Origin of the sequence: Staphylococcus aureus, assembly GCF_001027105.1 — a bacterium.
GTDB lineage: Bacteria > Bacillota > Bacilli > Staphylococcales > Staphylococcaceae > Staphylococcus > Staphylococcus aureus.
Genome location: NZ_CP011526.1, coordinates 2,447,503 through 2,472,727, shown reverse-complemented (window position 1 = coordinate 2,472,727; position 25,225 = coordinate 2,447,503). Strand labels below are relative to the sequence as shown.

Below are 25,225 nucleotides of genomic sequence, written 5' to 3'. Positions count from 1 at the left end.
GATTCATGTGCTTCATGCTAGGACATGAAACATTCTATATGGCTCGTTTTTAGAACGACAGTATATCTAAATAAAGCACGCTTAAAAGTGAGTTTTGATACTGACTTTTAAGTGTGCTTTTTGATGTGTATGGATAATGGATAATACTCTGAAAAATTTTACATGAAAATATGCAAAACGAGTATAACTGCTAATTGATAGAAATAGCTCACCATAAAATTACGGTATGATTTTAAATATAAGTAAGTCGCACTACCTGCTAGTATCAATGCTGGAATGAATTCCCACCATGTATTAATGTATGGATAGTAGAACAGAGTTTCAAGGATAATGGACAATACTATTGTAATCTTTAAAGGTATTAATCTGCTTAATTCTTGAATTAAAATATGACGGAAAATAAGTTGACAAATCAAAGTATTTAATATAATGGTTAACGAAAATATAGCTATTAAACTGATGGAACCATACCCTTTAATGAGCGGGTAAATGTCAAAGACAGTAAAGGAATCTACATTTAGTGCGAAAATATTGAAATGATTTAAAAGTAAAAAGAGTACGACACTTAGTGTAAATGATATAAGAATATGCCATTTATATTTAGCACTAGCAACGATTTGCGAACGTATCATTGGAATAAACGCATCTTCATGCATCAGACGAAAAATAGCTAGTGAAATAATAACTGCGAGTAAATAGCTAATGTTCATTGAAATAGGAAAAGAGAAACCCCACGGAGCTTGTTGAGTGAATACAGCTACTAACCCAAAAGTTAAAAAGACGATAATGATCGGCAAGATGTTAACCAAAAATATGTAAAGGAAAATAAATCCAATATCACGTTTGAAAAAACGCGATTGTTCGGTAGCGTATTCTTCTTCTATGTAATGTTTATTTGTATTTGACATAGTATACCTCTTAAATAGTTGTATTATATAGATACTTTAGCACATATTACTTTGTATTGTATGTTTTATACATTAAAATTTAAAATGAAAAACATATCATAAAATTGTTTTATAAAATGAAGCGCTTCCATTGTGTTTTGTTTTGTAAGGTGTATCATAAATATTGAATTGAAATTTTGGGGGGAGGTATTGTAATGACGTTTCTTACAGTCATGCAATTTATAGTTAACATTATCGTTGTAGGATTCATGCTTACGGTTATTGTTATCGGGCTTATTTGGTTAATTAAAGATAAAAGACAATCACAACATAGTGTATTAAGGAATTATCCTTTACTAGCACGTATTAGATATATTTCAGAAAAAATGGGACCGGAATTACGTCAGTATTTATTTTCTGGGGATAATGAAGGGAAACCTTTTTCACGTAATGATTATAAAAATATCGTTTTGGCTGGAAAATATAACTCTCGTATGACCAGCTTCGGTACTACTAAAGATTATCAAGACGGCTTTTACATACAGAACACAATGTTTCCGATGCAACGTAATGAGATTTCAGTAGATAATACAACATTGTTATCAACATTCATTTATAAAATCGCGAATGAGCGTTTATTTAGTCGTGAAGAATATCGTGTGCCGACAAAGATTGATCCGTATTACTTAAGTGATGACCATGCAATAAAATTAGGTGAACATTTAAAACATCCATTTATTTTAAAACGTATCGTAGGACAATCTGGTATGAGTTATGGCGCTTTAGGAAAAAATGCCATTACAGCTTTATCTAAAGGTCTAGCTAAAGCGGGCACTTGGATGAATACAGGTGAAGGTGGCTTATCAGAATATCATTTAAAAGGTAATGGGGATATCATTTTCCAAATTGGTCCCGGTTTATTTGGTGTTCGTGATAAAGAAGGTAATTTTAGTGAAGGTTTATTTAAAGAGGTTGCACAGTTATCTAACGTACGCGCATTTGAGCTGAAGTTGGCACAAGGTGCTAAGACTCGTGGTGGTCATATGGAAGCTGAAAAGGTAAACGAAGAAATTGCTAAAATCCGAAATGTTGAACCTTATAAAACAATCAATTCACCTAACCGTTACGAATTTATTCATAATGCTGAAGATTTGATTCGTTTCGTCGATCAGTTGCAGCAATTAGGTCAAAAACCAGTAGGATTCAAAATTGTAGTAAGCAAAGTTTCAGAAATTGAAACACTTGTACGTACGATGGTGGAACTAGATAAGTATCCAAGCTTTATTACGATTGATGGTGGTGAAGGTGGTACTGGTGCAACATTCCAAGAATTACAAGATGGTGTTGGCTTACCGCTATTTACAGCTCTACCTATTGTGTCTGGCATGTTAGAAAAATATGGTATTCGAGATAAAGTGAAATTGGCGGCATCTGGTAAGTTAGTGACACCAGATAAAATTGCGATTGCACTAGGTTTAGGTGCAGATTTTGTAAATATCGCACGTGGGATGATGATTAGTGTCGGTTGTATAATGAGTCAACAATGTCACATGAATACGTGTCCTGTAGGTGTTGCAACGACAGATGCGAAGAAAGAAAAAGCATTGATTGTTGGAGAAAAGCAATATCGTGTCACAAACTATGTAACAAGTTTGCATGAAGGCTTATTCAATATTGCAGCAGCTGTTGGCGTATCCAGTCCTACAGAAATTACTGCTGATCATATTGTATATCGAAAAGTCGATGGTGAGTTACAAACGATACATGATTATAAATTAAAACTCATTAGTTAACTTAATTATTTCGGGAAATTGAAAGCAGCGGATTTTAGCGTTACTGCAAATAATTTTATATTAGTAGTGGATGCTGGTCACACAAGAACTTCAAATATTAAAGCCCTCAGAATATGAATTAAGGTTTGTAACCTTAGTCTTATCTGAGGGCATTTTTAAGTTATAAACTATTTGTCGTCCATTTTATCTTTTTCTTTTAAACCTCTGTGCTTTAATTGCTTTTCAAGTTTTTCAAAACTAATATCTTTATTTTCTTTAGTCGAAACACCAAGACGTTTATTTAATTTTTTCATGTCAACTTCTGTGTAATCTATGTCTAAGTGTTCAATTGCTTTTTTATCTTTATAGTCTACTTTGTATTTTACGCCTTTAAGGTCTTTGAAAATACTTTCAGATTTGGCGAATAACTTTTTGGCTTCGTCTTTATCCATACCTAGATCGTCATATTTAATTGTGTTGATTGTAGACTGTTTTAAAACTTTATCATCTTTATATGTGATAGAAGTTAGTACATGTTTACCACTAACATCACCTTCATATGTTTTGGTTTGTTCTTTACCACAAGCTGATAATGCAATGATACAAACTAATGCTACTACAATTAATGAACATAATTTTTTCAAAGTCAGTCGCCTTCTTTCGATATTTGTATTATAAAGAAATTATAACATTTACTAAAAAATGATGTTATTCAAAAATTTAAATTTTGTCATTTTTTTTGAAGATATGAGTTTTTTTAAGCGGATTCCTCACAAAATTTTAAAAATATTTAAGCCTGAAAATGATAAAGCGGTAGGGAACGTAGTGTGTTCCACTGCTGATTTCTTTTTGAGCATTATAGGCGGTATGTTGGAAGAAAAGAACAAAAGTTTGTGAACGATAGCATATAGGTATTAAGAATACGATGAACTCGTTGGTAATATTGACGTACTCAAGTGCGTACGCTATAATTAGCGTAACAGAAAACAAAGGAGGGTTTATATGATTATCACTAGCCCTACAGAAGCGAGAAAAGATTTTTATCAATTACTAAAAAATGTTAATAATAATCACGAACCAATTTATATTAGTGGCAATAATGCCGAAAATAATGCTGTGATTATAGGTTTAGAAGATTGGAAAAGTATACAAGAGACAATATATCTTGAATCTACTGGTACAATGGACAAAGTAAGAGAAAGAGAAAAAGATAATAGTGGTACAACAAATATAGATGATATTGATTGGGATAATCTTTAATGAGCAATTACACGGTTAAGATTAAAAATTCAGCGAAATCAGATTTAAAGAAAATAAAACATTCTTATTTAAAGAAGTCATTTTTAGAAATTGTTGAGACTTTAAAAAATGATCCGTATAAAATAACACAATCTTTTGAAAAATTAGAGCCTAAATATTTAGAGCGATATTCAAGAAGAATTAACCATCAGCACAGGGTCGTCTATACCGTAGATGATCGAAATAAAGAAGTATTAATACTATCGGCATGGTCACATTATGATTAATGAATATTCAATATCTGAATAACTTTAATGATAAGTTAATTAAAGAAACTAGTATTTAAGTGTAGGGAAAATAGCGACGTTAATGCGTTGTTATCTCTACACTTTTTAATTTTATAATAGCGCAAGACTAAACAGATTGAAATTAGTAACAATAAAAGAATAACGTATTATAATAAGGAATTTTAAATTGTGACTTTTTCGGAATATTAAATTTTAGAAATATGAGGTTTTTAAGCGGATTCCTCACAAAATTTTAAAAATATTTAAGCCTGAAAATGATAAAGCGGTAGGGAACGTTTTTCTGAAAGTTAGTGATACAATAGTTTTAAGTTGAAATACAGGAGGATGAATAACATGAATCAGTCAGTCAAATTACTTAAACATTTAACAGATGTAAACGGCATTGCTGGTTATGAAATGCAAGTTAAAGAAGCAATGCGTAACTATATAGAGCCTGTCAGTGATCAAATTATTGAAGATAACTTGGGTGGCATTTTTGGAAAGAAAAATGCTGAGAATGGTCAATACTCAATTATGATTTCTGGTCATATGGATGAAGTTGGTTTTATGGTAACAAAGATTGATAAACATGGTTTTATTTCATTTACGCCAGTTGGTGGATGGTGGAATCAAGTCATGCTATCTCAAAAAGTAACGATTACAACAGATTCGGGCAAAGAAATTAGAGGTATCATCGGTTCTAAACCGCCACATGTCTTAACGCCTGAAGAACGTAAAAAGCCAATGGAAATCAAAAATATGTTTATAGATATTGGTGTTAGTAGCAAGGAAGAAGCTGAAGAAGCTGGCGTTGAAGTAGGCAATATGGTTACGCCATATAGTGAATTTGAAGTGCTTGCAAATGATAAATATTTAACTGCGAAAGCATTTGATAATCGCTATGGCTGTGCATTAGCTATTGAGGTATTAAAACGTTTAAAAGATGAAAATATTGGCATTAACTTATACAGTGGTGCCACAGTGCAAGAAGAAGTTGGTTTGCGTGGTGCGAAAGTGGCAGCGAATACGATTAAACCAGACTTGGCGATAGCTGTCGATGTAGGTATTGCTTATGATACCCCAGGTATGTCAGGTCAAACGAGCGATAGTAAACTAGGCGGTGGTCCAGTTGTCATTATGATGGATGCTACAAGTATTGCTCACCAAGGTTTGCGAAAGCATATTAAAGATGTAGCTAAGGAACATAACATCGAAGTACAATGGGATACGACACCAGGTGGAGGTACAGATGCGGGAAGTATTCATGTCGCAAATGAAGGTATTCCAACGATGACAATCGGTGTTACGCTGCGATACATGCATTCTAATGTTTCAGTGCTCAATGTAGATGATTATGAAAATTCTATCCGTCTTGTTACTGAAATTGTCCGTTCATTGAATGATGAAAGTTATAAAAATATCATGTGGTAATCAAATCCATAAATAATAAAGAATCCTTTTAATATGGTAGGTTGTTAAACAATTGTCTAATTTTAATTCTTAGTCATTAGACAGTATCCATGTTAATAGGATTTTTTGTTTTTAATTTAAATGCTGAAAATCAATTATGCCTAAATTTTGATATTACAAGAAAATGATTTTTTCTTAAATGTAATTGCACTAAAAACCAAAAAAACGGGAATAATATACCTGATATATTACATGAGGAGCGGTGCAAATGTTGTTAGAAATTAAAGATTTAGTGTATAAAGCGAGCGATAGAATCATACTAGATCATATCAGTCTAAAAGTAGATAAAGGCGAGAGTATTGCCATTATAGGTCCATCAGGTAGTGGTAAAAGTACATTTCAAAAGCAAATATGTAATTTGTTTAGTCCAACTAGTGGAGAACTTTATTTTAAAGGTAAACCCTATAATGATTATGACCCGGAAGAATTGCGTCAACGAATCAGTTATTTGATGCAGCAAAGTGACTTGTTTGGTGAAACGATTGAAGATAACATGATATTCCCATCACTTGCACGTAATGATAAATTTGATAGAAAACGTGCAAAGCAATTAATTAAAGATGTCGGTTTGGGACATTATCAATTAAGTTCGGAAGTGGAAAATATGTCGGGTGGTGAGCGGCAAAGAATTGCTATAGCGCGCCAACTGATGTATACACCGGATATTCTTTTATTAGATGAATCGACCAGTGCATTAGACGTTAATAATAAAGAAAAGATAGAAAATATCATTTTTAAATTAGCAGATCAAGGCGTGGCAATTATGTGGATTACCCACAGCGATGACCAAAGTATGCGACACTTTCAAAAGCGTATAACAATTGTTGATGGTCAAATTTCTAATACAGAGGAGTTGAATCAACATGAGTAATACGGCACTTGGATTGACGGCATTGCTTTTAGTCATTCCGATTATCATTTCATATAAAGAAGGTTTACATATTATTAAAGATTTAATTGTTGCGACATTACGAGCAGTTGTGCAATTAATCATTTTGGGATTTTTGCTGCATTATATTTTTAAAATAAACGATAAATGGCTGCTTATTTTATGTGTATTGGTCATTATTATTAATGCATCATGGAATACAATTAGTCGAGCATCACCAGTGATGCATCATGTGTTTTGGATATCATTTCTAGCTATCTTCATTGGAACGGCATTACCGCTTGCAGGTACTATTGCGACAGGGGCCATTCAATTTACCGCAAATGAAGTTATACCTATCGGCGGCATGCTTGCAAATAATGGCTTGATTGCAATTAATTTAGCTTACCAGAATTTAGATCGTGCATTCGTACAAGATGGTACTAATATTGAATCTAAATTATCACTTGCAGCTACACCTAAATTGGCTTCTAAAGGTGCAATACGTGAAAGTATTCGTTTAGCTATAGTGCCAACTATTGATTCGGTTAAAACATATGGGCTTGTGTCGATTCCTGGTATGATGACAGGCTTAATTATTGGTGGCGTACCACCTTTACAAGCGATTAAATTTCAATTGTTAGTCGTGTTTATTCATACAACTGCGACCATTATGTCTGCTTTGATTGCGACATATTTAAGCTATGGTCAATTTTTCAATGCAAGACATCAATTAGTAGCACGAAATACTGATGTTAAGAGTGAATCATGATAGATTTTACTGCATCAGATTTAGGCATTAGTTTTAATTGGAAATGAAGTGACGCGCACATATAGTATCGCTATTCATTAGCGCAGCGAAAATATTCATAAAGGCACGCATACTTTGTAGTCAGTTATCTGTTCTGACATATAAAGCGTGCGTGCTTTTTTGGAGTTATTGTTGAAACTGAAGTAATTATACATAATTATTAAATGACATACTTGTGTTAATTTTTCAAATACTGAAAAACAATTTCAATAATTTTCCAATTAAGCACAGAAAATTAAAGCAAAATATTATATAATAGAACGGTTATATATAAAATTGTGTTGCACACATTTTTTAATAAATCGTTATTCTAAGGGAAATGAATATCGGAAATTTTGTTTGAAAGGAGTTTTAAATTGTCAATCATGCGACTATTTACATTCATTTTAAGTATTTTTATCGTAGGAATGGTTGAAATGATGGTTGCAGGAATTATGAACTTGATGAGTCAGGACTTACATGTATCAGAAGCTGTCGTTGGTCAATTAGTGACAATGTACGCTTTAACATTTGCGATATGTGGACCTATTCTGGTTAAATTAACGAACCGTTTTTCATCAAGGCCTGTATTATTATGGACATTACTTATATTTATCATTGGTAATGGCATTATTGCTGTAGCGCCAAATTTTTCAATATTAGTAGTTGGTAGAATTATCTCATCTGCAGCAGCAGCACTAATTATCGTAAAAGTATTAGCTATTACAGCGATGTTATCAGCACCTAAAAATCGTGGTAAAATGATTGGACTTGTCTATACAGGGTTTAGTGGTGCTAATGTTTTTGGTGTACCAATTGGAACGGTTATCGGCGATTTAGTAGGTTGGCGCTATACATTTCTATTCTTAATTATTGTGAGTATTATTGTTGGCTTCTTGATGATGATCTATTTACCGAAGGATCAGGAAATACAACGAGGCCCTGTGAATCATGAGACACCATCTCATGAAAATCATGTTACTTCGAAAATATTAAGACCTGCTGAAGTAGCAAAATATTTAATTATTACGTTTTTAGTATTGATTGCAAACTCAGTGACATTCGTCTTTATAAATCCACTTATTTTATCTAATGGTCATGATATGTCATTCGTTTCATTAGCACTTCTAGTAAATGGAATCGCTGGCGTTATTGGAACATCATTAGGTGGTATATTCTCCGATAAAATTACAAGTAAGCGTTGGTTAATGATTTCTGTTTCTATTTTTATCGTCATGATGTTACTTATGAATTTAATCTTACCTGGTTCAGGTCTATTGTTAGCAGGACTATTTATTTGGAATATCATGCAATGGAGTACTAATCCAGCAGTGCAAAGCGGTGTGATTCAACATGTTGAAGGCGACACAAGCCAAGTAATGAGTTGGAACATGTCTAGTTTAAACGCTGGTATTGGTGTTGGAGGCATTATTGGAGGCTTGGTCATGACACATGTTTCTGTTCAAGCTATCACATATACGAGTGCCATCATTGGCGCATTAGGATTAATCGTTGTTTTCACATTGAAAAATAATCATTATGCTAAAACATTTAAATCATCATAATTCTCATATGAAAAGCACGCCTGCTATCAAATTCAGGTGTGCTTTTTTAGATGCGATAACGTTATTGATATGTGCGATAATAGCGACGTTCATTATGATACATCGGCCAAGGCATTTTACCGCTTTTAGCAAAATTAGCTAAATCATTTTGCATTTGTCGACTTAAAAATTTAAGGTGAGCAGTTGTTGGATATTGATGTGCTGCTAATATTTGTAAGTTTCCGAACCAAAATACCATATCTAGAATATGGTAAGCACTGCGATAGTGTGCGCTAGAAGTATCATGCCATGCAAATTCAGCAAGCCATAGTTGTGCGTTTGAATCTTGTATATTGAGTTGTTGTAAAAATTGCTTCATCGGCTGTTTGAAATAACAATGTGTAATCGCTAAAGATTGTTGCTTCGCCGTCTGAACATCTTCGTATTTTAAAGGAATATCATTTAATTCCATAATGTCGATAAAGCGTTGCGGCGATAATTTTTTCTGTTCACTAGTAATATAAATATCGCCTTCATCTTTTGTATAACATGCAAAAATTGGTTTCGTTGTTGGATAATTATTTTGTATATAATCTGTTTTAATAGGCGCATATATTAAATCAAGCCCTTTAGAAGGTCCTCGAGATTGTTTTAGCTTCGCCATCAGCATAAGAATATCATTTGTCGATAATGATGTAACATCATCTGTATCTAAATAATCGAGCATCATTTTTTGGAAATGTTGTGCTTTATTGCGTGCACTCTCAAGGGTGTCTAATCGTAGTGCGCCACTTAGTAGAACGACTTTATGGAAGTATGGCTCAATGTCAGGTATTTTAAGTAAAGTCAAAATGCTCATACTGCCTGCAGACTGACCCATTAAAGTAATGTTATTAGCGTCGCCACCGAAGGATTCAATAAATTGATGCACCCATTTTATGACATTGATTTGATCTGAAAGGCCATTATTGGAATGAAAATCTTTATTAAAATATGACCAGTCTAAATATCCTAATGCGCCTAAACGATAATTGCATGTAATAACGATAATGTCGTTATTTTGTACTAAATGTGCCGGTTGATAGAGTTCGGCTGTACCATGACCATTTTCAAAACTACCACCATAAAAATAAATGATGACAGGTTTCTTCGTCTGATCATTATGTTGTTTCCAAATATTTAGATATAAACAGTCTTCATGTTCAGTAAAAGTTGTAGATTGTGAGGAGAAAAAATCTTCTAATTTGTTGTCTGGTTGCGGTGGGATGGGTTGTATTTCAGTTGCATCAATTGGCTCTGACCATTGTGTTTTTAACGTAGAATGTTTAAAGCGATTGTCATGAACTGGTGGTTCTGCATAAGGAATGCCTAAGAAGATATCTAAACCATCTTGTGTAATACCATGAATTTGACCACCTGTAGTATTAATCTTCATATTTATTAACCTCCTTTATCATCCCCAATTTAATCATACCACGGTCTATAGATGATAGGTGACAAGTATAACAAGACAATTTTGTGACTGAATCAGACGAGCTTGATATCTGTTTTAACTCAAACCATTTTCAGCATTATATGATGTACTTCTACGGGAGTGGGACAGAAATGATAAAGAGCCACAAATGATTTATTATGTAGTGGTTCTTATACATTAGCCACAGCTAATGTGTACTTAAAAATATGAATACATGAGTAAAACTCATGCATAAGAAATACTAATTTCTATAGAAAAAGTATTTCTTTATCGTCGTCCCACCCCAACTTGCATTGCCTGTAGAATTTCTTTTCGAAATTCTCTGTGTTGGGGCCCCTGACTAGAATCGAAAAAAGCTTGTTACAAGCGCATTTTCGTTCAGTCAACTACTGCCAATATAACTTCGTAGAGCATAGAACATTGATTTATGTCCCAGCCTGATCATCATCTTGTTATGTTAGTTATTTATAACCGATTTTCAAAATAAAAAACCAACCAAGATGTTGAAATCAATGGTTGGTTAATGTGTGTGTGTTGAAATCATATATGGCACTGTATTTTAAAATATTTAATGAGATGACTTTGATTCATTATTTAGTGACTCACGCATCTTCGTATTGATTCGTGTTGCGCGACGGAAATAGACGCTTTCAAATGAACTCGTTGTACCGATGTAATAGAAGATAAGTGCCACAATAATAATAACGATAAAGTCAAATGGATAGTGAATCATATTTAAGCCTTTAAATTCTTTGCTTCCTATAAATGACAGTATTGATAGCACGATTAAATATACAATAATCCATAAGCTACCACCAATTTGTTTCTTTGTATTACGCCAATTCATACGATATTCATAGAAGAAGTAGATTGGTAATCCAAGTATAATGATTAAAATAACTTCAGCCGTTGTTGGCCACATTGCCCAATATATAGCTAATGAAGCTAATACAAATGATAATGGTGCCATTACTTTTAAAATTTTTGCTCTAAATGGACGAGTCATTGTTGGTCCCATTTTTCTTAATGCAATCACTGTCGTTGGGCCAGTTAAATAGGCTACTAAAGTTGCAGTAGAAATAACTGCTGCTAGCGTACCCCAATCTCTAAATAATGTAACCATAATCATACTAATGATGGCATTAAAGATGATTGCTACACGTGGGATATGATATTTTTCATTCATCTTCCCAAGAAATTTAGGGATATGTCCATTTTTCTCCATTGCTCGTAAAACTCGACCTGTAACGGCGACAAATGACACGCCAGTACCGAATGGTGATACAAAAGCTTCAATGTATAGTAAAATTGCGAGCCAATTAATTCCTAATAAGATAGCTAAATCAGCAAATGGTGAATTGAAGTTGATGCCATTCCATCCACTATGTTGTAACATTGATTGAGGCATAGAAGTGATAAACGTACTTTGTAAAATGATGTACAACACTGCACTGATTGACAGTGAGATAGCGATGCCTCTTGCGATATTTTTTTCAGGATTTTTAATTTCTGAACCCATATTAATAATTGTCTGGAATGAATTGAATGAAAAAATAATCCCTGATGCTGTTGTTGCAGCAAAAATCGGTGCACTTCCGTAAGGCATAAATGTGCTTGCCGAATGGCCGTAATTTGAAGTGTCGAATCCTGATAGCATCAACATGATGATGGTTAACATGGGTACGCCTAATTTAAATACAGAAATTAAACTCGTAAATGATGTTAAAAGTTTTACGGACCAATAGTTTAATAATGAAAAAATAACAATGATGAGATATACAGCTAGCAATCCGTATGTGCTAATAGAGCCATTTTCCATTAAATATCTCATTGGTTTCGCCCAATGCCACGGCCAAGAACTCATATATTGAACAGCTGACACAGCTTCGATAGGTATTATTGTCACCAAAGACACCCAATTCGCCCAAGCAGCAATAAAGCCTAATAATGAGCCATGTGTATACTGGGCATAGTTACTCATGCCACCTGATTGAGGAAACATTGTGCCGATTTCAATGTAGTTATAGGCAATGGTTCCAATGACTAGGAATCCAAGAACCCATGATATGATTGCTGCTGGTCCAGCTATTGATGATGCTTCCCACGCACCAAATAGCCAACCAGATCCTATTAAAGAGCCTAACCCTAATAAGACTAATTGGGATAGATTGATTTTGTCGTTGTGCAATTGCTTGTCTTTATTCATAAATACTCCTTCGTTATTGCCAAAAATACAAAAAATAATATGCGACAATTATACGCTTATTATAATAATAGTCAAATGCATTTTTTGTAAGAACGCAAAAGCATTTGTAAAATTAGTTTTTTATAAAATTAGGATATATAATACAATGTGTATTGAAAAACAAAATGGAAGTGATGACTATGAGTGAGAAACAATCAAATGAACAAGTTGAAGCATTTTTAAATAAAGAGAGTCAATGGCAAGAAGAATATAAATATTTGAGAGCGTTAATCTTTAATGAAACAGAATTAGAGGAAGCGTATAAATGGATGCATCCTTGTTACACGTTGAATAATAAAAATGTAGTACTTATCCATGGCTTCAAAAATTATGTTGCACTATTATTTCATAAAGGTGCCATTTTGGAGGATAAATATCATACACTCATTCAACAGACTGAAAAGGTGCAAGCAGCTCGTCAGTTACGATTTGAAAATTTAACAGAGATTCAAGCACGTACCGAAGAAATTAAATATTATCTAGCCGAAGCAATTAAAGCTGAAAAAGCTGGTAAAAAAGTTGAAATGAAGAAAACAGAGGAATATGTTATTCCTAAAGAGTTAGAAGCTAAGTTCGAAGAAATGCCACAGTTAGAGTCTTCATTTTATAAATTAACGCCAGGCAGACAACATCAATATATATATCATATTGGACAAGCTAAACGCAGTGAAACAAGACAAAAGCGTGTTGAAAAGTATATTAACCAAATACTAGAAGGTAAAGGGATGCATGATAAGTAATTAATGAGTAAAGCATACCGGTTATACAACAACATACAAGATGACACGAAACAACCAATGGCTCATGCTGTTGGTTGTTTTTTTAGGTGTGTCTGTCATGGGCAACACTTTGACGTTGGAATTCCGTTACAGGCTTGGGAGTAGAAAATGTTAGCAAAAGGCAAGGGTGTCTACAATGAATGATGAAGATATTAAAATATAAGGATGACTTTGTGAGTGGCGGATGGGCGGTTGTCCGTCTGTAACAATGGATGCGTGTGCATTATTACAAAAATTCGACTTTTGTAATAATATTTCACATTTTCGACACTTTTTTGCTATAAAACAACCAATTGAGCGATAATAAATTCGCTTTTAAAAAATATGAGTTATCTATTTAGTTGCCAAAGATAAAATAATAATGTTTAATAACATCATATAGAGTATGTTAGTTTTAAATGTCGAATATACGAATGTGCAAACAAAGTAATCGGTAGAAATTCAACATACATAGCGCCGTTTACTGTTAAGTATTCACATTACAGATGAAAAATATAAAATTCTACATAATCAAGACCATGATGTGTACTTGTTTAACTTATGACTCTATTTGTTTAACAATTGCGATAATGGTCTTTTTATTTTATGCGTATCATTCGTCATATTTTTTATGAGGAAGGAGAAATGATTATGTTAAGTATTAAGCATTTAACGAAAATTTATTCTGGTAATAAAAAGGCAGTAGATGACATCTCTTTAGATATTCAATCTGGGGAATTTATCGCATTTATTGGAACCAGTGGAAGTGGCAAAACGACTGCTTTAAGAATGATAAACCGTATGATTGAAGCGACAGAAGGACAAATTGAAATTGATGGTAAAGATGTTCGGAGTATGAATCCTGTCGAATTGCGTAGAAATATTGGCTATGTTATTCAACAAATTGGCTTAATGCCTCATATGACGATTAAAGAGAATATTGTGTTGGTACCCAAATTGTTGAAATGGACTAAAGAGGAAAAGGATAAACGTGCAAAGGAATTAATTAAACTTGTGGATTTACCGGAGTCATTTTTAGAGCGTTATCCAGCAGAACTATCAGGTGGGCAACAACAACGTATCGGTGTTGTAAGAGCACTTGCGGCCGAACAAGATATTATTTTAATGGATGAACCTTTTGGTGCATTGGATCCTATTACGAGAGATACGTTACAAGATTTAGTTAAAACGTTACAACGAAAATTAGGCAAGACGTTTATCTTTGTAACACATGATATGGATGAAGCGATTAAATTAGCAGACAAAATTTGTATTATGTCAGAAGGTAAGGTGGTGCAATTTGATACGCCAGACAATATTTTAAGACATCCCGCAAATGATTTTGTACGTGATTTTATAGGACAAAATAGACTGATTCAAGACCGTCCCAATGACAAGACTGTAGAAGGTGTAATGATTAAACCAATCACGATACAAGCAGAAGCAACACTGAATGACGCCGTTCATATTATGAGACAAAAACGTGTTGATACTATTTTTGTAGTAGATAGTAATAACCATTTACTAGGTTTCTTAGACATTGAAGATATAAATCAGGGTATACGTGGACACAAAAGTTTACGAGACACCATGCAACAACATATTTATACCGTTCAAATTGATTCTAAATTACAAGATTCTGTACGTACGATTTTAAAAAGAAACGTTAGGAATGTACCTGTCGTAGATGATCAACAGCGTTTAGTAGGACTGATTACGCGTGCCAATGTTGTTGATATTGTATATGACACGATTTGGGGCGATAGTGAGGATACAGTGCAAACAGAACATGTGGGGGAAGACACTGCGTCCTCAAAAGTGCATGAGCAACACACTACTAATGTCAAAGTACGTGACATAGGAGATGATAAATCATGATTGAGTTCCTACATGAACATGGTGGACAGTTGATGTCGAAAACACTGGAACATTTCTATATTTCTATAGTGGCATTATTACTTGCCATCATTGTTGCAGTACCTATAGGCATTTTATTATCAAAAACAAAGCGAACTGCCAATATTGTATTAACTGTGGCAGGTGTCTTACAAACTATTCCAACACTAGCTGTACTTGCTATTATGATACCGATTTTTGGTGTTGGTAAAACGCCTGCAATTGTAGCGCTATTTATTTATGTATTATTACCTATTTTAAATAACACGGTACTCGGTGTTCAAAATATTGATAGCAACATTAAAGAAGCTGGAAAAAGTATGGGAATGACACAATTTCAATTGATGAAGGATGTTGAATTGCCGTTAGCATTGCCGCTTATCATTGGTGGCATTCGTTTGTCATCTGTGTATGTAATTAGTTGGGCTACACTTGCAAGTTATGTAGGTGCGGGTGGATTAGGTGATTTCATTTTCAATGGTTTAAATTTATATGATCCACTGATGATTGTAACTGCAACGGTACTCGTTACTGCACTAGCATTAGGTGTTGATGCCTTATTAGCTTTAGTTGAAAAATGGGTAGTTCCCAAAGGCTTAAAAGTATCTGGATAATTAGGAGGCTAAGATAATGAAGAAAATTAAATATATACTTGTCGTGTTTGTCTTATCGCTTACCGTATTATCTGGATGTAGTTTGCCCGGACTAGGTAGTAAGAGCACGAAAAATGATGTCAAAATTACAGCATTATCAACAAGCGAATCGCAAATTATTTCACATATGTTACGGTTGTTAATAGAGCATGATACACACGGTAAGATAAAGCCAACATTAGTAAATAATTTAGGGTCAAGTACGATTCAACATAATGCCTTAATTAATGGGGATGCTAATATATCAGGTGTTAGATATAATGGCACAGATTTAACGGGAGCTTTGAAGGAAGCACCAATTAAAAATCCTAAGAAAGCAATGATAGCAACACAACAAGGATTTAAAAAGAAATTTGATCAAACGTTTTTTGATTCGTATGGTTTTGCGAATACGTATGCATTCATGGTAACGAAGGAAACCGCTAAAAAATATCATTTAGAGACAGTTTCAGATTTAGCAAAGCATAGTAAAGATTTACGTTTAGGTATGGATAGTTCATGGATGAATCGTAAAGGCGATGGCTATGAAGGATTTAAAAAAGAGTATGGTTTTGACTTTGGTACAGTGAGACCAATGCAAATAGGTCTAGTCTACGACGCATTAAACTCAGAGAAGTTAGACGTTGCATTAGGTTATTCTACAGATGGTCGAATTGCGGCGTATGATTTGAAAGTACTTAAAGATGATAAACAATTTTTCCCACCTTATGCTGCGAGTGCTGTTGCAACAAATGAATTATTACGGCAACACCCAGAACTTAAAACGACGATTAATAAGTTGACAGGAAAGATTTCGACTTCAGAGATGCAACGCTTGAATTATGAAGCGGATGGTAAAGGTAAAGAACCTGCTGTCGTCGCAGAAGAATTTTTGAAAAAACACCACTATTTTGATAAACAGAAAGGTGGTCATAAGTAATGGAAGGTAATTTATTACAGCAATTATTCAATTATTATGTTACGAACTTTGGTTATCTATGGGATTTATTTTTCAAACACTTATTAATGTCTGTCTATGGTGTGCTGTTTGCAGCTTTAATTGGTATTCCATTGGGAATCTTGCTTGCAAGATACACAAAACTTTCTGGATTTGTAATTACAATTGCAAATATAATTCAAACAGTTCCAGTCATTGCAATGTTAGCTATTTTAATGTTAGTCATGGGCTTAGGTTCAGAAACAGTAGTTTTAACAGTGTTTTTATATGCGTTACTTCCAATTATAAAAAACACTTATACTGGTATAGCTAGTGTTGATGCGAATATTAAGGATGCTGGCAAAGGTATGGGAATGACACGCAATCAAGTGCTACGAATGATTGAATTACCGTTATCTGTTTCGGTTATTATCGGTGGCATTCGTATTGCCTTGGTTGTTGCGATAGGTGTTGTTGCCGTTGGATCATTTATAGGAGCACCTACGCTTGGTGACATTGTGATTCGTGGTACAAATGCGACGGATGGCACAACGTTTATTTTAGCAGGTGCGATTCCGATTGCTATCATTGCAATCGTCATTGATGTACTATTAAGATTTTTAGAAAAACGATTAGACCCAACAACACGACATCGTAAAAATCAATCTAATCATCGGCCGCAAAGTATTAATATGTAATAGTAGAAGATGTTTATAATTTAGCGATTTCGTTTCATGATTTATAAAAAATGAGGCTACTCAAGGAGCTCAAATAATCTTTGAGTAGCCTTTTTATAGGTTGTGTTTGTATGCGTTTACACTAAAATAGCAATTATTATCATGAAAGTTTTTGGATAAAAAGCGTTAATTATTGTAAAAATACTAAAAAATGAGATGTTTTATTTATAATTTTCTGCAAATTTATGATATTGTTTCTTAATATATCATATTAAAAATTTGTTTTTCTTAAACATAGGAGGCTTATCTAATTCATGGACACATCAAAACAATTTAGAGGTGACAACCGATTGCTTTTGGGTATCGTTTTAGGGGTTATTACCTTTTGGCTATTCGCGCAGTCACTTGTTAATCTTGTTGTCCCATTACAATCAACATATAGTAGTGACGTTGGAACGATAAATATCGCTGTTAGCTTATCTGCCTTATTTGCTGGTTTGTTTATCGTAGGTGCTGGTGATGTTGCTGATAAATTTGGTCGCGTCAAAATTACTTATGTAGGATTGATATTAAATGTTGTAGGTTCATTACTCATCATCATTACACCTTTGCCAGCATTTTTAATTATAGGTAGAATAATTCAAGGTTTGTCTGCAGCATGTATTATGCCATCAACACTTGCTATTATTAACGAATATTATATTGGTACAAGAAGACAACGTGCCTTAAGCTATTGGTCTATTGGTTCTTGGGGTGGTAGTGGTATTTGTACGTTGTTTGGTGGCTTAATGGCTACATATATAGGTTGGCGTTCAATATTTGTTGTTTCAATTCTATTAACATTATTAGCAATGTACTTAATCAAACATGCACCTGAGACTAAAGCAGAACCAATCAAAGGTATGAAAGCAGAAGCTAAAAAGTTTGACGTTATTGGTTTAGTCATTTTAGTAGTGACGATGTTAAGTTTAAATGTAATCATCACACAGACGTCTCATTTTGGTTTAGTTTCACCGTTAATTCTAGGTTTAATTGTTGTGTTTATCTGTTCATTAGTTGGTTTTGTATATTACGAAAATAAAATAAAGCATCCACTTGTTGATTTTTCAATTTTTAAAAATAGAGGATACAGTGGTGCAACTATTTCAAACTTCTTATTAAATGGTGTAGCAGGTGGTGCACTTATCGTTATTAACACGTATTATCAACAACAATTAGGATTTAATTCTTCGCAAACGGGTTATATTTCATTAACGTATTTAATAACAGTGTTGTCAATGATTCGTGTAGGTGAAAAGATTTTATCTCAACATGGTCCGAAGCGCCCACTATTACTAGGAAGTGGCTTTACAGTGATTGGGTTAATCTTATTGTCGTTAACATTTTTACCAGAAGTGTGGTATATCATATCTAGTATAGTTGGATATTTATTGTTTGGTACTGGTTTAGGATTATATGCTACACCATCAACTGATACAGCAGTTGCTAGTGCGCCAGATGATAAGTCGGGTGTTGCTTCAGGTGTGTATAAAATGGCGTCATCATTAGGAAATGCATTTGGAGTAGCAGTATCTGGTACGGTTTATACTGTGTTAGCAGCTAATTTAAATTTGAACTTAGGTGGTTTCACAGGTATGATGTTTAATGCCTTGCTAGCAATTGTTGCATTTTTAGTCATTTTACTATTAGTTCCTAAAAATCAAACGAATTTGTAAAACTGAAATGAAAGCAAGTTATTATGTAGGGATTTTAAAGGAAATTTTGTGAAAGTAAGTTTATCATACACACTTAATGTTGCGTATTGACGTTTAATGTTAGGTGTGTTCTTTTATAGACGATAAAAGCTGTGTGCATATTAAGCGAATGATTTTCAAATTGACGCTAATATGCGAAAGTAGTATTTTTAAAATGAACAACAACGATGAAGAGGGGTTTATAGGATGAAAATTGCAATTGCTGGATCGGGTGCATTAGGTAGTGGCTTTGGTGCCAAACTATTTCAAGCAGGATATGATGTCACACTTATTGACGGATATACATCTCATGTTGAAGCGGTTAAGCAACATGGATTAAATATAACGATTAATGGAGAGGCATTCGAGTTAAACATTCCGATGTATCATTTTAATGATCAACCGGACGAAAGCATTTACGATGTTGTCTTTCTATTTCCAAAGTCTATGCAATTAAAAGAAGTGATGGAAGATATGAAGCCACATATTGATAATGAAACGATCGTCGTATGTACGATGAATGGTCTGAAGCATGAAGAAGTCATTGCGCAGTATGTTGCTCAATCACAAATTGTCAGAGGTGTTACGACTTGGACGGCAGGTCTTGAAAGCCCTGGACACAGTCATTTACTTGGTAGTGGACCAGTTGAAATAGGTGAACTAGTGGATGAAGGTAAAGAAAATGTTATAAAAGTTGCTGATTTACTTAACGAAGCGGAATTGAATGGTGTCATTAGTAAAGATTTATACCAATCGATTTGGAAAAAGATTTGTGTTAATGGTACGGCAAATGCATTAAGCACAGTGTTGGAGTGTAATATGGCATCGCTGAATGAAAGTAGTTATGCGAAGTGTTTGATTTATAAATTAACGCAAGAAATAGTGCATGTAGCGACGATTGATAATGTTCATTTAAATGTTGATGAAGTATTTGAATATTTAGTTGATTTAAATGAAAAAGTTGGTGCGCATTATCCATCCATGTATCAAGATTTAATTGTTAATAATAGAAAAACTGAAATTGATTATATTAATGGCGCAGTTGCAACATTAGGTAAACAACGTCATATTGAAGCGCCAGTCAATCGCTTTATTACTGATTTAATTCATACTAAAGAAAGTCAGCGACACGCACAGGATTAATTGGTGTTTTAGGTATGATTACAAGGAAATGACAATCACGTGATATTACGGTCATTATTAAGATTGAAATGTAATAAATAAAGAACAGCAGTAAGGTACTTTCAAATTGAAATGATCTTGGTGCTGTTTTTCTTGATTGATCTTCGTCATAATTCAGATTTGTCATAGGTCTACGACATACTATTAGTATTTACTAGACAGTTTTTACGACGACACTTTGAAAAATTTTGAGGCAAATCATTTGGAAGTCTCACGTGAATTTTGTAAACTCATCAAGCAAGTAATTATATTAAAAAGACAAATAGAGAAAAGGTGTTTATAATGAGTAAAATTTTTGTAACTGGTGCAACGGGCCTTATTGGCATTAAATTAGTTCAAAGACTAAAAGAAGAGGGGCATGAGGTTGCTGGTTTTACTACATCTGAGAATGGTCAACAAAAGCTAGCTGCTGTTAATGTAAAAGCATATATTGGTGATATATTAAAAGCTGATACTATTGATCAAGCGTTAGCAGATTTTAAACCAGAAATCATTATCAATCAAATTACGGATTTAAAAAATGTTGATATGGCAGCAAATACGAAAGTACGTATTGAAGGTTCTAAAAACCTAATTGATGCGGCGAAAAAGCATGACGTTAAGAAAGTAATTGCCCAAAGTATTGCCTTTATGTATGAACCTGGCGAAGGATTAGCAAATGAGGAAACTTCACTTGATTTTAACTCAACTGGCGATAGAAAAGTAACGGTTGATGGTGTGGTTGGTTTAGAAGAAGAAACGGCTCGTATGGATGAATACGTTGTTTTACGTTTTGGCTGGTTATATGGCCCAGGTACTTGGTACGGAAAAGATGGCATGATTTATAATCAATTTATGGATGGTCAAGTGACACTTTCAGATGGCGTAACATCATTTGTGCATCTTGATGATGCAGTTGAAACATCTATTCAAGCTATTCATTTTGAAAATGGTATCTATAATGTAGCAGATGATGCACCTGTTAAAGGTTCTGAATTTGCAGAATGGTATAAAGAACAACTTGGTGTTGAACCAAATATTGATATTCAACCTGCGCAACCATTTGAACGTGGCGTAAGCAATGAGAAGTTTAAAGCGCAAGGTGGTACTCTGATTTATCAAACTTGGAAAGATGGCATGAATCCAATTAAATAATAATTTATCCGTTTAATATACAAAGAATAAAGACTTGGTCGAATCGTGGATGATATATTATCAAACGCACGGCTCGAACAAGTCTTTTTTATTATGTCTTCGTTATCTTTGTATGAAGGAATAACAGAATTACAATTAATGTACTGAATAATGCAATTAATGTTGTGATTAGTGCTAATTTAATTTCTATTGGTAGCCAAGTCAGTACAAAAGACCAATTATTGCTACCGAGAATGAGATATGGTAATGCATATAATATGAGCGCTAAAGCGATACATATACATAATGATAACCAACTCAATACAGCAATCCGTTTTGATCTACGCAAAAGAATTTGACCATGGCGCATTTGCCAAGCACGATAAGCTGAGAATATAAATGCTAATAAAATAAGTGTTGTCATCAAAACGGTAACAATATTAAATTGATCTTTATATTGATTGAGCATAGACGCAACCGTCGAATATCGCTTGTGATTTACAATTTGTGTATTAAGATGCTCAACTAATTTGGGTACATATTCCGAATTTAGATTTGCAAGTACAACAATTCCATAATTTTGTTTTGGATTTAGTAAAATAAATGATGAAAAGTTATCTAGCGTTCCTGAATGAAACACTAAATGTTCATCATTATTGGTAAACCAGCCGGAAGCATATGCATTGGCATTAGGTTCACCAATTGTTGAAGATAAATTTTTATGTGATTGTTGAACTAATGATTTGTATTTATCAGGTGGATTAAGTTGGAATTTTATCCAATGTTCCAAATCTTCAGTTGATGTCATCATATATGCTGATGGTGTATCCCAAAGGTTAAATTCAGGTTTAGAGACGACAGGTGTCGAACCTTGTAATTCATAGCCAATAGCATCATGTTTTGATTTGTAATTGGTTTGTTTGAATGATGTATGTGTCATATGCAAAGGCTTGAGCCATGAATTTGTAATATATTTTGTATAGGATTGCTTCGTAACGTTTTGGATAATTAAACCTAATAAATCATAGTTCATATTTGAGTATTCAAATTCTTCTCCGGGCTTATGATGTAATTCATCACCCATAATTGCATGGGTTACATCATTTAAACGATTATTTTTGCTTGTCACAGAATCTTCGCTTGTAATATCACTAGGTATACCACTTGTTTGAGCCAAAAGTTGCTTAATCGTAATAGTTTCATTTTGACCATTATAGTTCATTTTAAAATGAGGCACATGTTTGGATACGGCATCATTTAAGTTTAATCGACCTTCTTGAGCTAATTTTAAAATTGCAAGACCTGTGAAAGCTTTCGTATTAGAAGCAATTTCATACTTTGTTGTGGGAGAAGCTTTGACTTTTTTATCAACATCTTGATAACCATAACCTTTATTTAAAAAAACTTTGCCATTTTTTACTATTAAAATTGATGCTCCAGGAATGTGTCCCTTTTGTAAATCATGCTCGATAATTGTATCTATTTGTTGTTGCGAATCATTGGTTAACCGTGTCTTCGTATTGCTATTTAATGTTATATATATAGCAATTGAAATGGCGACTAAAATGATAATAGAAATGGATAGAAAATACAGTTTTTTAGTAGTCATAAACGTTCCTTTTTATATGTTAAATTTACTTAAGTGCCTAATGAGATTTATTTTATTATACCAGTTCTATTGAATAAATTAATTAAAGAGGTATATTTACCATTATTTTTGACACCTTATATGTTAATAGGTGTATAATTACATAAAAAATATTAATTAACTCTCTATACTTTTTGGAAAGATAGGCGTATAGTGATATCCATCAAAAACTATAAAAAGGAATAGGAGATTATGTTCAATCAATTTAAAAGACTTATTATAGGGCAACCTAAAAAAAACAGAGAACTAAAAGACGAAAAGATATCGAAGTTTAAAGGGTTAGCGATTCTTTCGTCGGATGCATTATCTTCAGTGGCTTACGGTCCCGAACAAATACTGATTACACTATCAGTAGTGGGTGCAGTTGCAACTTGGTATACTTTACCGATTGCAGGTGCTGTTCTGATCTTATTAGCTGCTTTAATTATGTCTTATAGGCAAATTATTTATGCATATCCTAAAGGTGGCGGCGCGTATATGGTGTCCAAGACCAATTTAGGAGAAAAATGGGGATTGCTTGCAGGAGGCTCATTATTAGTCGATTACATACTGACTGTCGCTGTTAGTATATCATCTGGTGCTGATGCATTTGTTGCTGCATTCCCAAGTTTATATGGGCATAAAGTACTGATTGCATGTTTACTTGTACTTTTTATTTTAATATTAAATTTACGTGGTTTAACTGAATCTGCCACCGTATTATCCTATCCAGTATATCTTTTCATTATAGGGTTAGTGATATTAATATTTATAGGTACTTTCCGTGTGGCGACAGGAGATATTCAACCACATATGCATGCATCAGTAGGAACTGCGGTTCCTGGAGTAACATTATTCTTGCTATTAAAAGCATTTTCATCAGGGGCTTCATCGTTAACGGGTGTTGAAGCTATTTCAAATGCGGTAACCAATTTTAGAGAGCCAAGTGCTAAAAATGCTGTGAAAACGTTAATTGCTATGGGTTCAATTTTAGCGTTTTTATTAGTTGGTATCGTTGGTTTAGCATATGTTTATGGAATTTTGCCACAAACGGAAACGACAGTTTTATCACAATTAGCTATGCAAATATTTGGTGATAATGCTGCCTTCTATTTTGTACAGGCAACGACCGTGATGATTTTGGTATTAGCAGCCAACACTGGATTTACAGCTTTTCCGATGTTAGCGGCTTCAATGTCTAAAGATAAATATATGCCTAGAATGTTTACTGTTAGAGGTGATCGCTTAGGCTACTCTAACTCGATTATTATTTTAGGTGTATTAGCCATTATTTTAATTATTGTATTTGATGGTATGACTGAAGATTTAATTCCATTGTATGCGGTTGGTGTATTTATTCCATTTACACTAGCACAATTCGGTATGGTTATTAAATGGATTCATGAACGTCCTAAGAATTGGTTAAGTAAGTTGTCTGTGAACTTACTTGGTGGTATCGTGACATTTATTGTTTTTATGATTTTACTCATAACTAAATTTAGCCAAGTATGGCCGATACTTATTTTCTTGCCGTTCGTGGTGATTTTCTTCTTGAAAATTAACAAACATTATCGAGATATCGCAGAACAATTACGTTCTGACATTGATGTTCTTAATGTGGACGTGGTAGATCGTAATTTAGCAATTGTGCCGATAACAAGTATTACAACAGCAGTTGATAAGTCTATTTATTACGCACAAATGCTTGCGAATAATGATGTCATAGCAGTACATGTATCATTTGGAGATGAAGATGAAAAAGCATTCCAAGAGAAATGGAAACGTCATTTCCCAGATGTAAGATTAGTTATTTTACATTCGGAATATCGCAGTATTATACGACCAATTTCACGTTTTATCGATAAGATTAATCGTAAAGCCAACGATCAAAACTATATGATTACAGTAGTGATACCAGAATTTATTACTAAGAAACGTTGGCATAATTTATTACACAATCAAACTAGTTTGCGTATGAAATTGTATTTAATTTATCAAAAGAATGTTAACGTATGTACAATTCCATTTAAACTTAAAAAATAGATTCTATAATCAAATCGGATTGATGAAAGGTTATTTACTTTTCATCAATCT

24 protein-coding genes are annotated in these 25,225 nt (G+C 33.6%); 19 read left to right on the top strand and 5 right to left on the bottom strand.

Features of this window, described 5'->3' with window-relative positions; genetic code table 11:
* Positions 1 to 158: 158 nt before the first annotated feature.
* Positions 159 to 908, bottom strand: coding sequence for a CPBP family lipoprotein N-acylation protein LnsB (gene lnsB, locus AA076_RS12625; RefSeq protein WP_000072443.1), 750 nt, complete (start codon positions 906 to 908; stop codon positions 159 to 161).
* Between the two features lie 194 nt (positions 909 to 1,102).
* Between lnsB and AA076_RS12620 the strand changes: the two genes are divergently transcribed.
* Positions 1,103 to 2,680: an FMN-binding glutamate synthase family protein gene (locus AA076_RS12620; protein ID WP_000143503.1), complete on the top strand. Its 1,578-nt coding sequence runs from the start codon at positions 1,103 to 1,105 to the stop codon at positions 2,678 to 2,680.
* A gap of 167 nt (positions 2,681 to 2,847) precedes the next feature.
* Here AA076_RS12620 and AA076_RS12615 read toward each other — a convergent pair whose 3' ends face one another.
* A complete protein-coding gene (locus AA076_RS12615) occupies positions 2,848 to 3,303 on the bottom strand; it encodes a YehR family lipoprotein (RefSeq protein WP_000732082.1) in 456 nt (151 codons plus the stop codon).
* Positions 3,304 to 3,361: 58 nt separating this feature from the next.
* Between AA076_RS12615 and AA076_RS16100 the strand changes: the two genes are divergently transcribed.
* The 7 genes from AA076_RS16100 (at position 3,362) to AA076_RS12580 (ending at position 8,878) form a co-directional block, all read left to right on the top strand.
* Positions 3,362 to 3,556, top strand: coding sequence for a hypothetical protein (locus AA076_RS16100; protein WP_001790145.1), 195 nt, complete (start codon positions 3,362 to 3,364; stop codon positions 3,554 to 3,556).
* 105 nt (positions 3,557 to 3,661) lie between these two features.
* On the top strand, positions 3,662 to 3,919 hold the full coding sequence (locus tag AA076_RS12605; protein WP_000587616.1) for a type II toxin-antitoxin system Phd/YefM family antitoxin: 258 nt from the start codon (positions 3,662 to 3,664) through the stop codon (positions 3,917 to 3,919).
* Positions 3,919 to 4,185, top strand: a complete 267-nt coding sequence (locus AA076_RS12600) for a Txe/YoeB family addiction module toxin (protein WP_000074048.1) — start codon at positions 3,919 to 3,921, stop codon at positions 4,183 to 4,185. Before AA076_RS12605 ends, AA076_RS12600 begins: the two co-directional genes overlap by 1 nt.
* Before the next feature lie 354 nt (positions 4,186 to 4,539).
* Positions 4,540 to 5,616 carry a M42 family metallopeptidase gene (locus AA076_RS12595; RefSeq protein WP_001076671.1) on the top strand — a complete coding sequence of 359 codons (1,077 nt, stop codon included), beginning with the start codon at positions 4,540 to 4,542 and terminating at the stop codon, positions 5,614 to 5,616.
* Positions 5,617 to 5,863: 247 nt separating this feature from the next.
* Positions 5,864 to 6,526, top strand: a complete 663-nt coding sequence (locus AA076_RS12590) for an ABC transporter ATP-binding protein (protein WP_000923520.1) — start codon at positions 5,864 to 5,866, stop codon at positions 6,524 to 6,526.
* Positions 6,519 to 7,295: an ABC transporter permease gene (locus AA076_RS12585; protein ID WP_000072147.1), complete on the top strand. Its 777-nt coding sequence runs from the start codon at positions 6,519 to 6,521 to the stop codon at positions 7,293 to 7,295. The genes AA076_RS12590 and AA076_RS12585 overlap by 8 nt, the downstream gene beginning before the upstream one ends.
* Before the next feature lie 395 nt (positions 7,296 to 7,690).
* Entirely contained in the window at positions 7,691 to 8,878 is a 1,188-nt protein-coding gene (locus tag AA076_RS12580; RefSeq protein WP_000026194.1) for an MFS transporter, read from the top strand.
* 61 nt (positions 8,879 to 8,939) lie between these two features.
* Here AA076_RS12580 and AA076_RS12575 read toward each other — a convergent pair whose 3' ends face one another.
* Both AA076_RS12575 and AA076_RS12570 read right to left on the bottom strand, forming a co-directional pair.
* Positions 8,940 to 10,292: a carboxylesterase family protein gene (locus tag AA076_RS12575; RefSeq protein ID WP_000700921.1), complete on the bottom strand. Its 1,353-nt coding sequence runs from the start codon at positions 10,290 to 10,292 to the stop codon at positions 8,940 to 8,942.
* 607 nt (positions 10,293 to 10,899) lie between these two features.
* Positions 10,900 to 12,537: an APC family permease gene (locus tag AA076_RS12570; RefSeq protein WP_001030711.1), complete on the bottom strand. Its 1,638-nt coding sequence runs from the start codon at positions 12,535 to 12,537 to the stop codon at positions 10,900 to 10,902.
* 179 nt (positions 12,538 to 12,716) lie between these two features.
* Between AA076_RS12570 and AA076_RS12565 the strand changes: the two genes are divergently transcribed.
* The 10 genes from AA076_RS12565 (at position 12,717) to AA076_RS12515 (ending at position 21,525) form a co-directional block, all read left to right on the top strand.
* Positions 12,717 to 13,316, top strand: coding sequence for a YdeI/OmpD-associated family protein (locus AA076_RS12565; protein WP_001291519.1), 600 nt, complete (start codon positions 12,717 to 12,719; stop codon positions 13,314 to 13,316).
* 3 nt (positions 13,317 to 13,319) lie between these two features.
* A complete protein-coding gene (locus AA076_RS15650; protein WP_001791736.1) occupies positions 13,320 to 13,460 on the top strand; it encodes a hypothetical protein in 141 nt (46 codons plus the stop codon).
* A gap of 79 nt (positions 13,461 to 13,539) precedes the next feature.
* On the top strand, positions 13,540 to 13,659 hold the full coding sequence (locus tag AA076_RS15645; RefSeq protein WP_001789925.1) for a hypothetical protein: 120 nt from the start codon (positions 13,540 to 13,542) through the stop codon (positions 13,657 to 13,659).
* A 326-nt stretch (positions 13,660 to 13,985) separates the two neighbouring features.
* Positions 13,986 to 15,212, top strand: a complete 1,227-nt coding sequence (locus AA076_RS12550) for a betaine/proline/choline family ABC transporter ATP-binding protein (RefSeq protein WP_000948981.1) — start codon at positions 13,986 to 13,988, stop codon at positions 15,210 to 15,212.
* Entirely contained in the window at positions 15,209 to 15,844 is a 636-nt protein-coding gene (locus AA076_RS12545; protein ID WP_000569120.1) for an ABC transporter permease, read from the top strand. The genes AA076_RS12550 and AA076_RS12545 overlap by 4 nt, the downstream gene beginning before the upstream one ends.
* Before the next feature lie 16 nt (positions 15,845 to 15,860).
* On the top strand, positions 15,861 to 16,802 hold the full coding sequence (locus AA076_RS12540; RefSeq protein ID WP_000721553.1) for an osmoprotectant ABC transporter substrate-binding protein: 942 nt from the start codon (positions 15,861 to 15,863) through the stop codon (positions 16,800 to 16,802).
* Complete coding sequence (locus AA076_RS12535; RefSeq protein WP_000398941.1) at positions 16,802 to 17,497, top strand: ABC transporter permease; 696 nt, start codon at positions 16,802 to 16,804, stop codon at positions 17,495 to 17,497. Before AA076_RS12540 ends, AA076_RS12535 begins: the two co-directional genes overlap by 1 nt.
* A gap of 293 nt (positions 17,498 to 17,790) precedes the next feature.
* Positions 17,791 to 19,191: an MFS transporter gene (locus AA076_RS12530; RefSeq protein WP_000381270.1), complete on the top strand. Its 1,401-nt coding sequence runs from the start codon at positions 17,791 to 17,793 to the stop codon at positions 19,189 to 19,191.
* A 225-nt stretch (positions 19,192 to 19,416) separates the two neighbouring features.
* Positions 19,417 to 20,352: a 2-dehydropantoate 2-reductase gene (locus AA076_RS12525; RefSeq protein ID WP_000684056.1), complete on the top strand. Its 936-nt coding sequence runs from the start codon at positions 19,417 to 19,419 to the stop codon at positions 20,350 to 20,352.
* Positions 20,353 to 20,673: 321 nt separating this feature from the next.
* On the top strand, positions 20,674 to 21,525 hold the full coding sequence (locus AA076_RS12515; RefSeq protein WP_000034507.1) for an NAD-dependent epimerase/dehydratase family protein: 852 nt from the start codon (positions 20,674 to 20,676) through the stop codon (positions 21,523 to 21,525).
* A 91-nt stretch (positions 21,526 to 21,616) separates the two neighbouring features.
* Here the strand turns inward: AA076_RS12515 and AA076_RS12510 are convergent, their stop codons facing one another.
* Positions 21,617 to 23,113 (bottom strand): serine hydrolase domain-containing protein, encoded by a 1,497-nt coding sequence (locus tag AA076_RS12510; RefSeq protein ID WP_000208575.1) that lies wholly within the window; start codon positions 23,111 to 23,113, stop codon positions 21,617 to 21,619.
* 231 nt (positions 23,114 to 23,344) lie between these two features.
* Here AA076_RS12510 and AA076_RS12500 point away from each other — a divergent pair, with 231 nt between their 5' ends.
* The gene (locus tag AA076_RS12500) at positions 23,345 to 25,174 is read left to right on the top strand and encodes an APC family permease (protein ID WP_000483049.1); all 1,830 of its coding nucleotides are present in this window, start codon (positions 23,345 to 23,347) and stop codon (positions 25,172 to 25,174) included.
* The last annotated feature ends 51 nt before the right edge of the window (positions 25,175 to 25,225 follow it).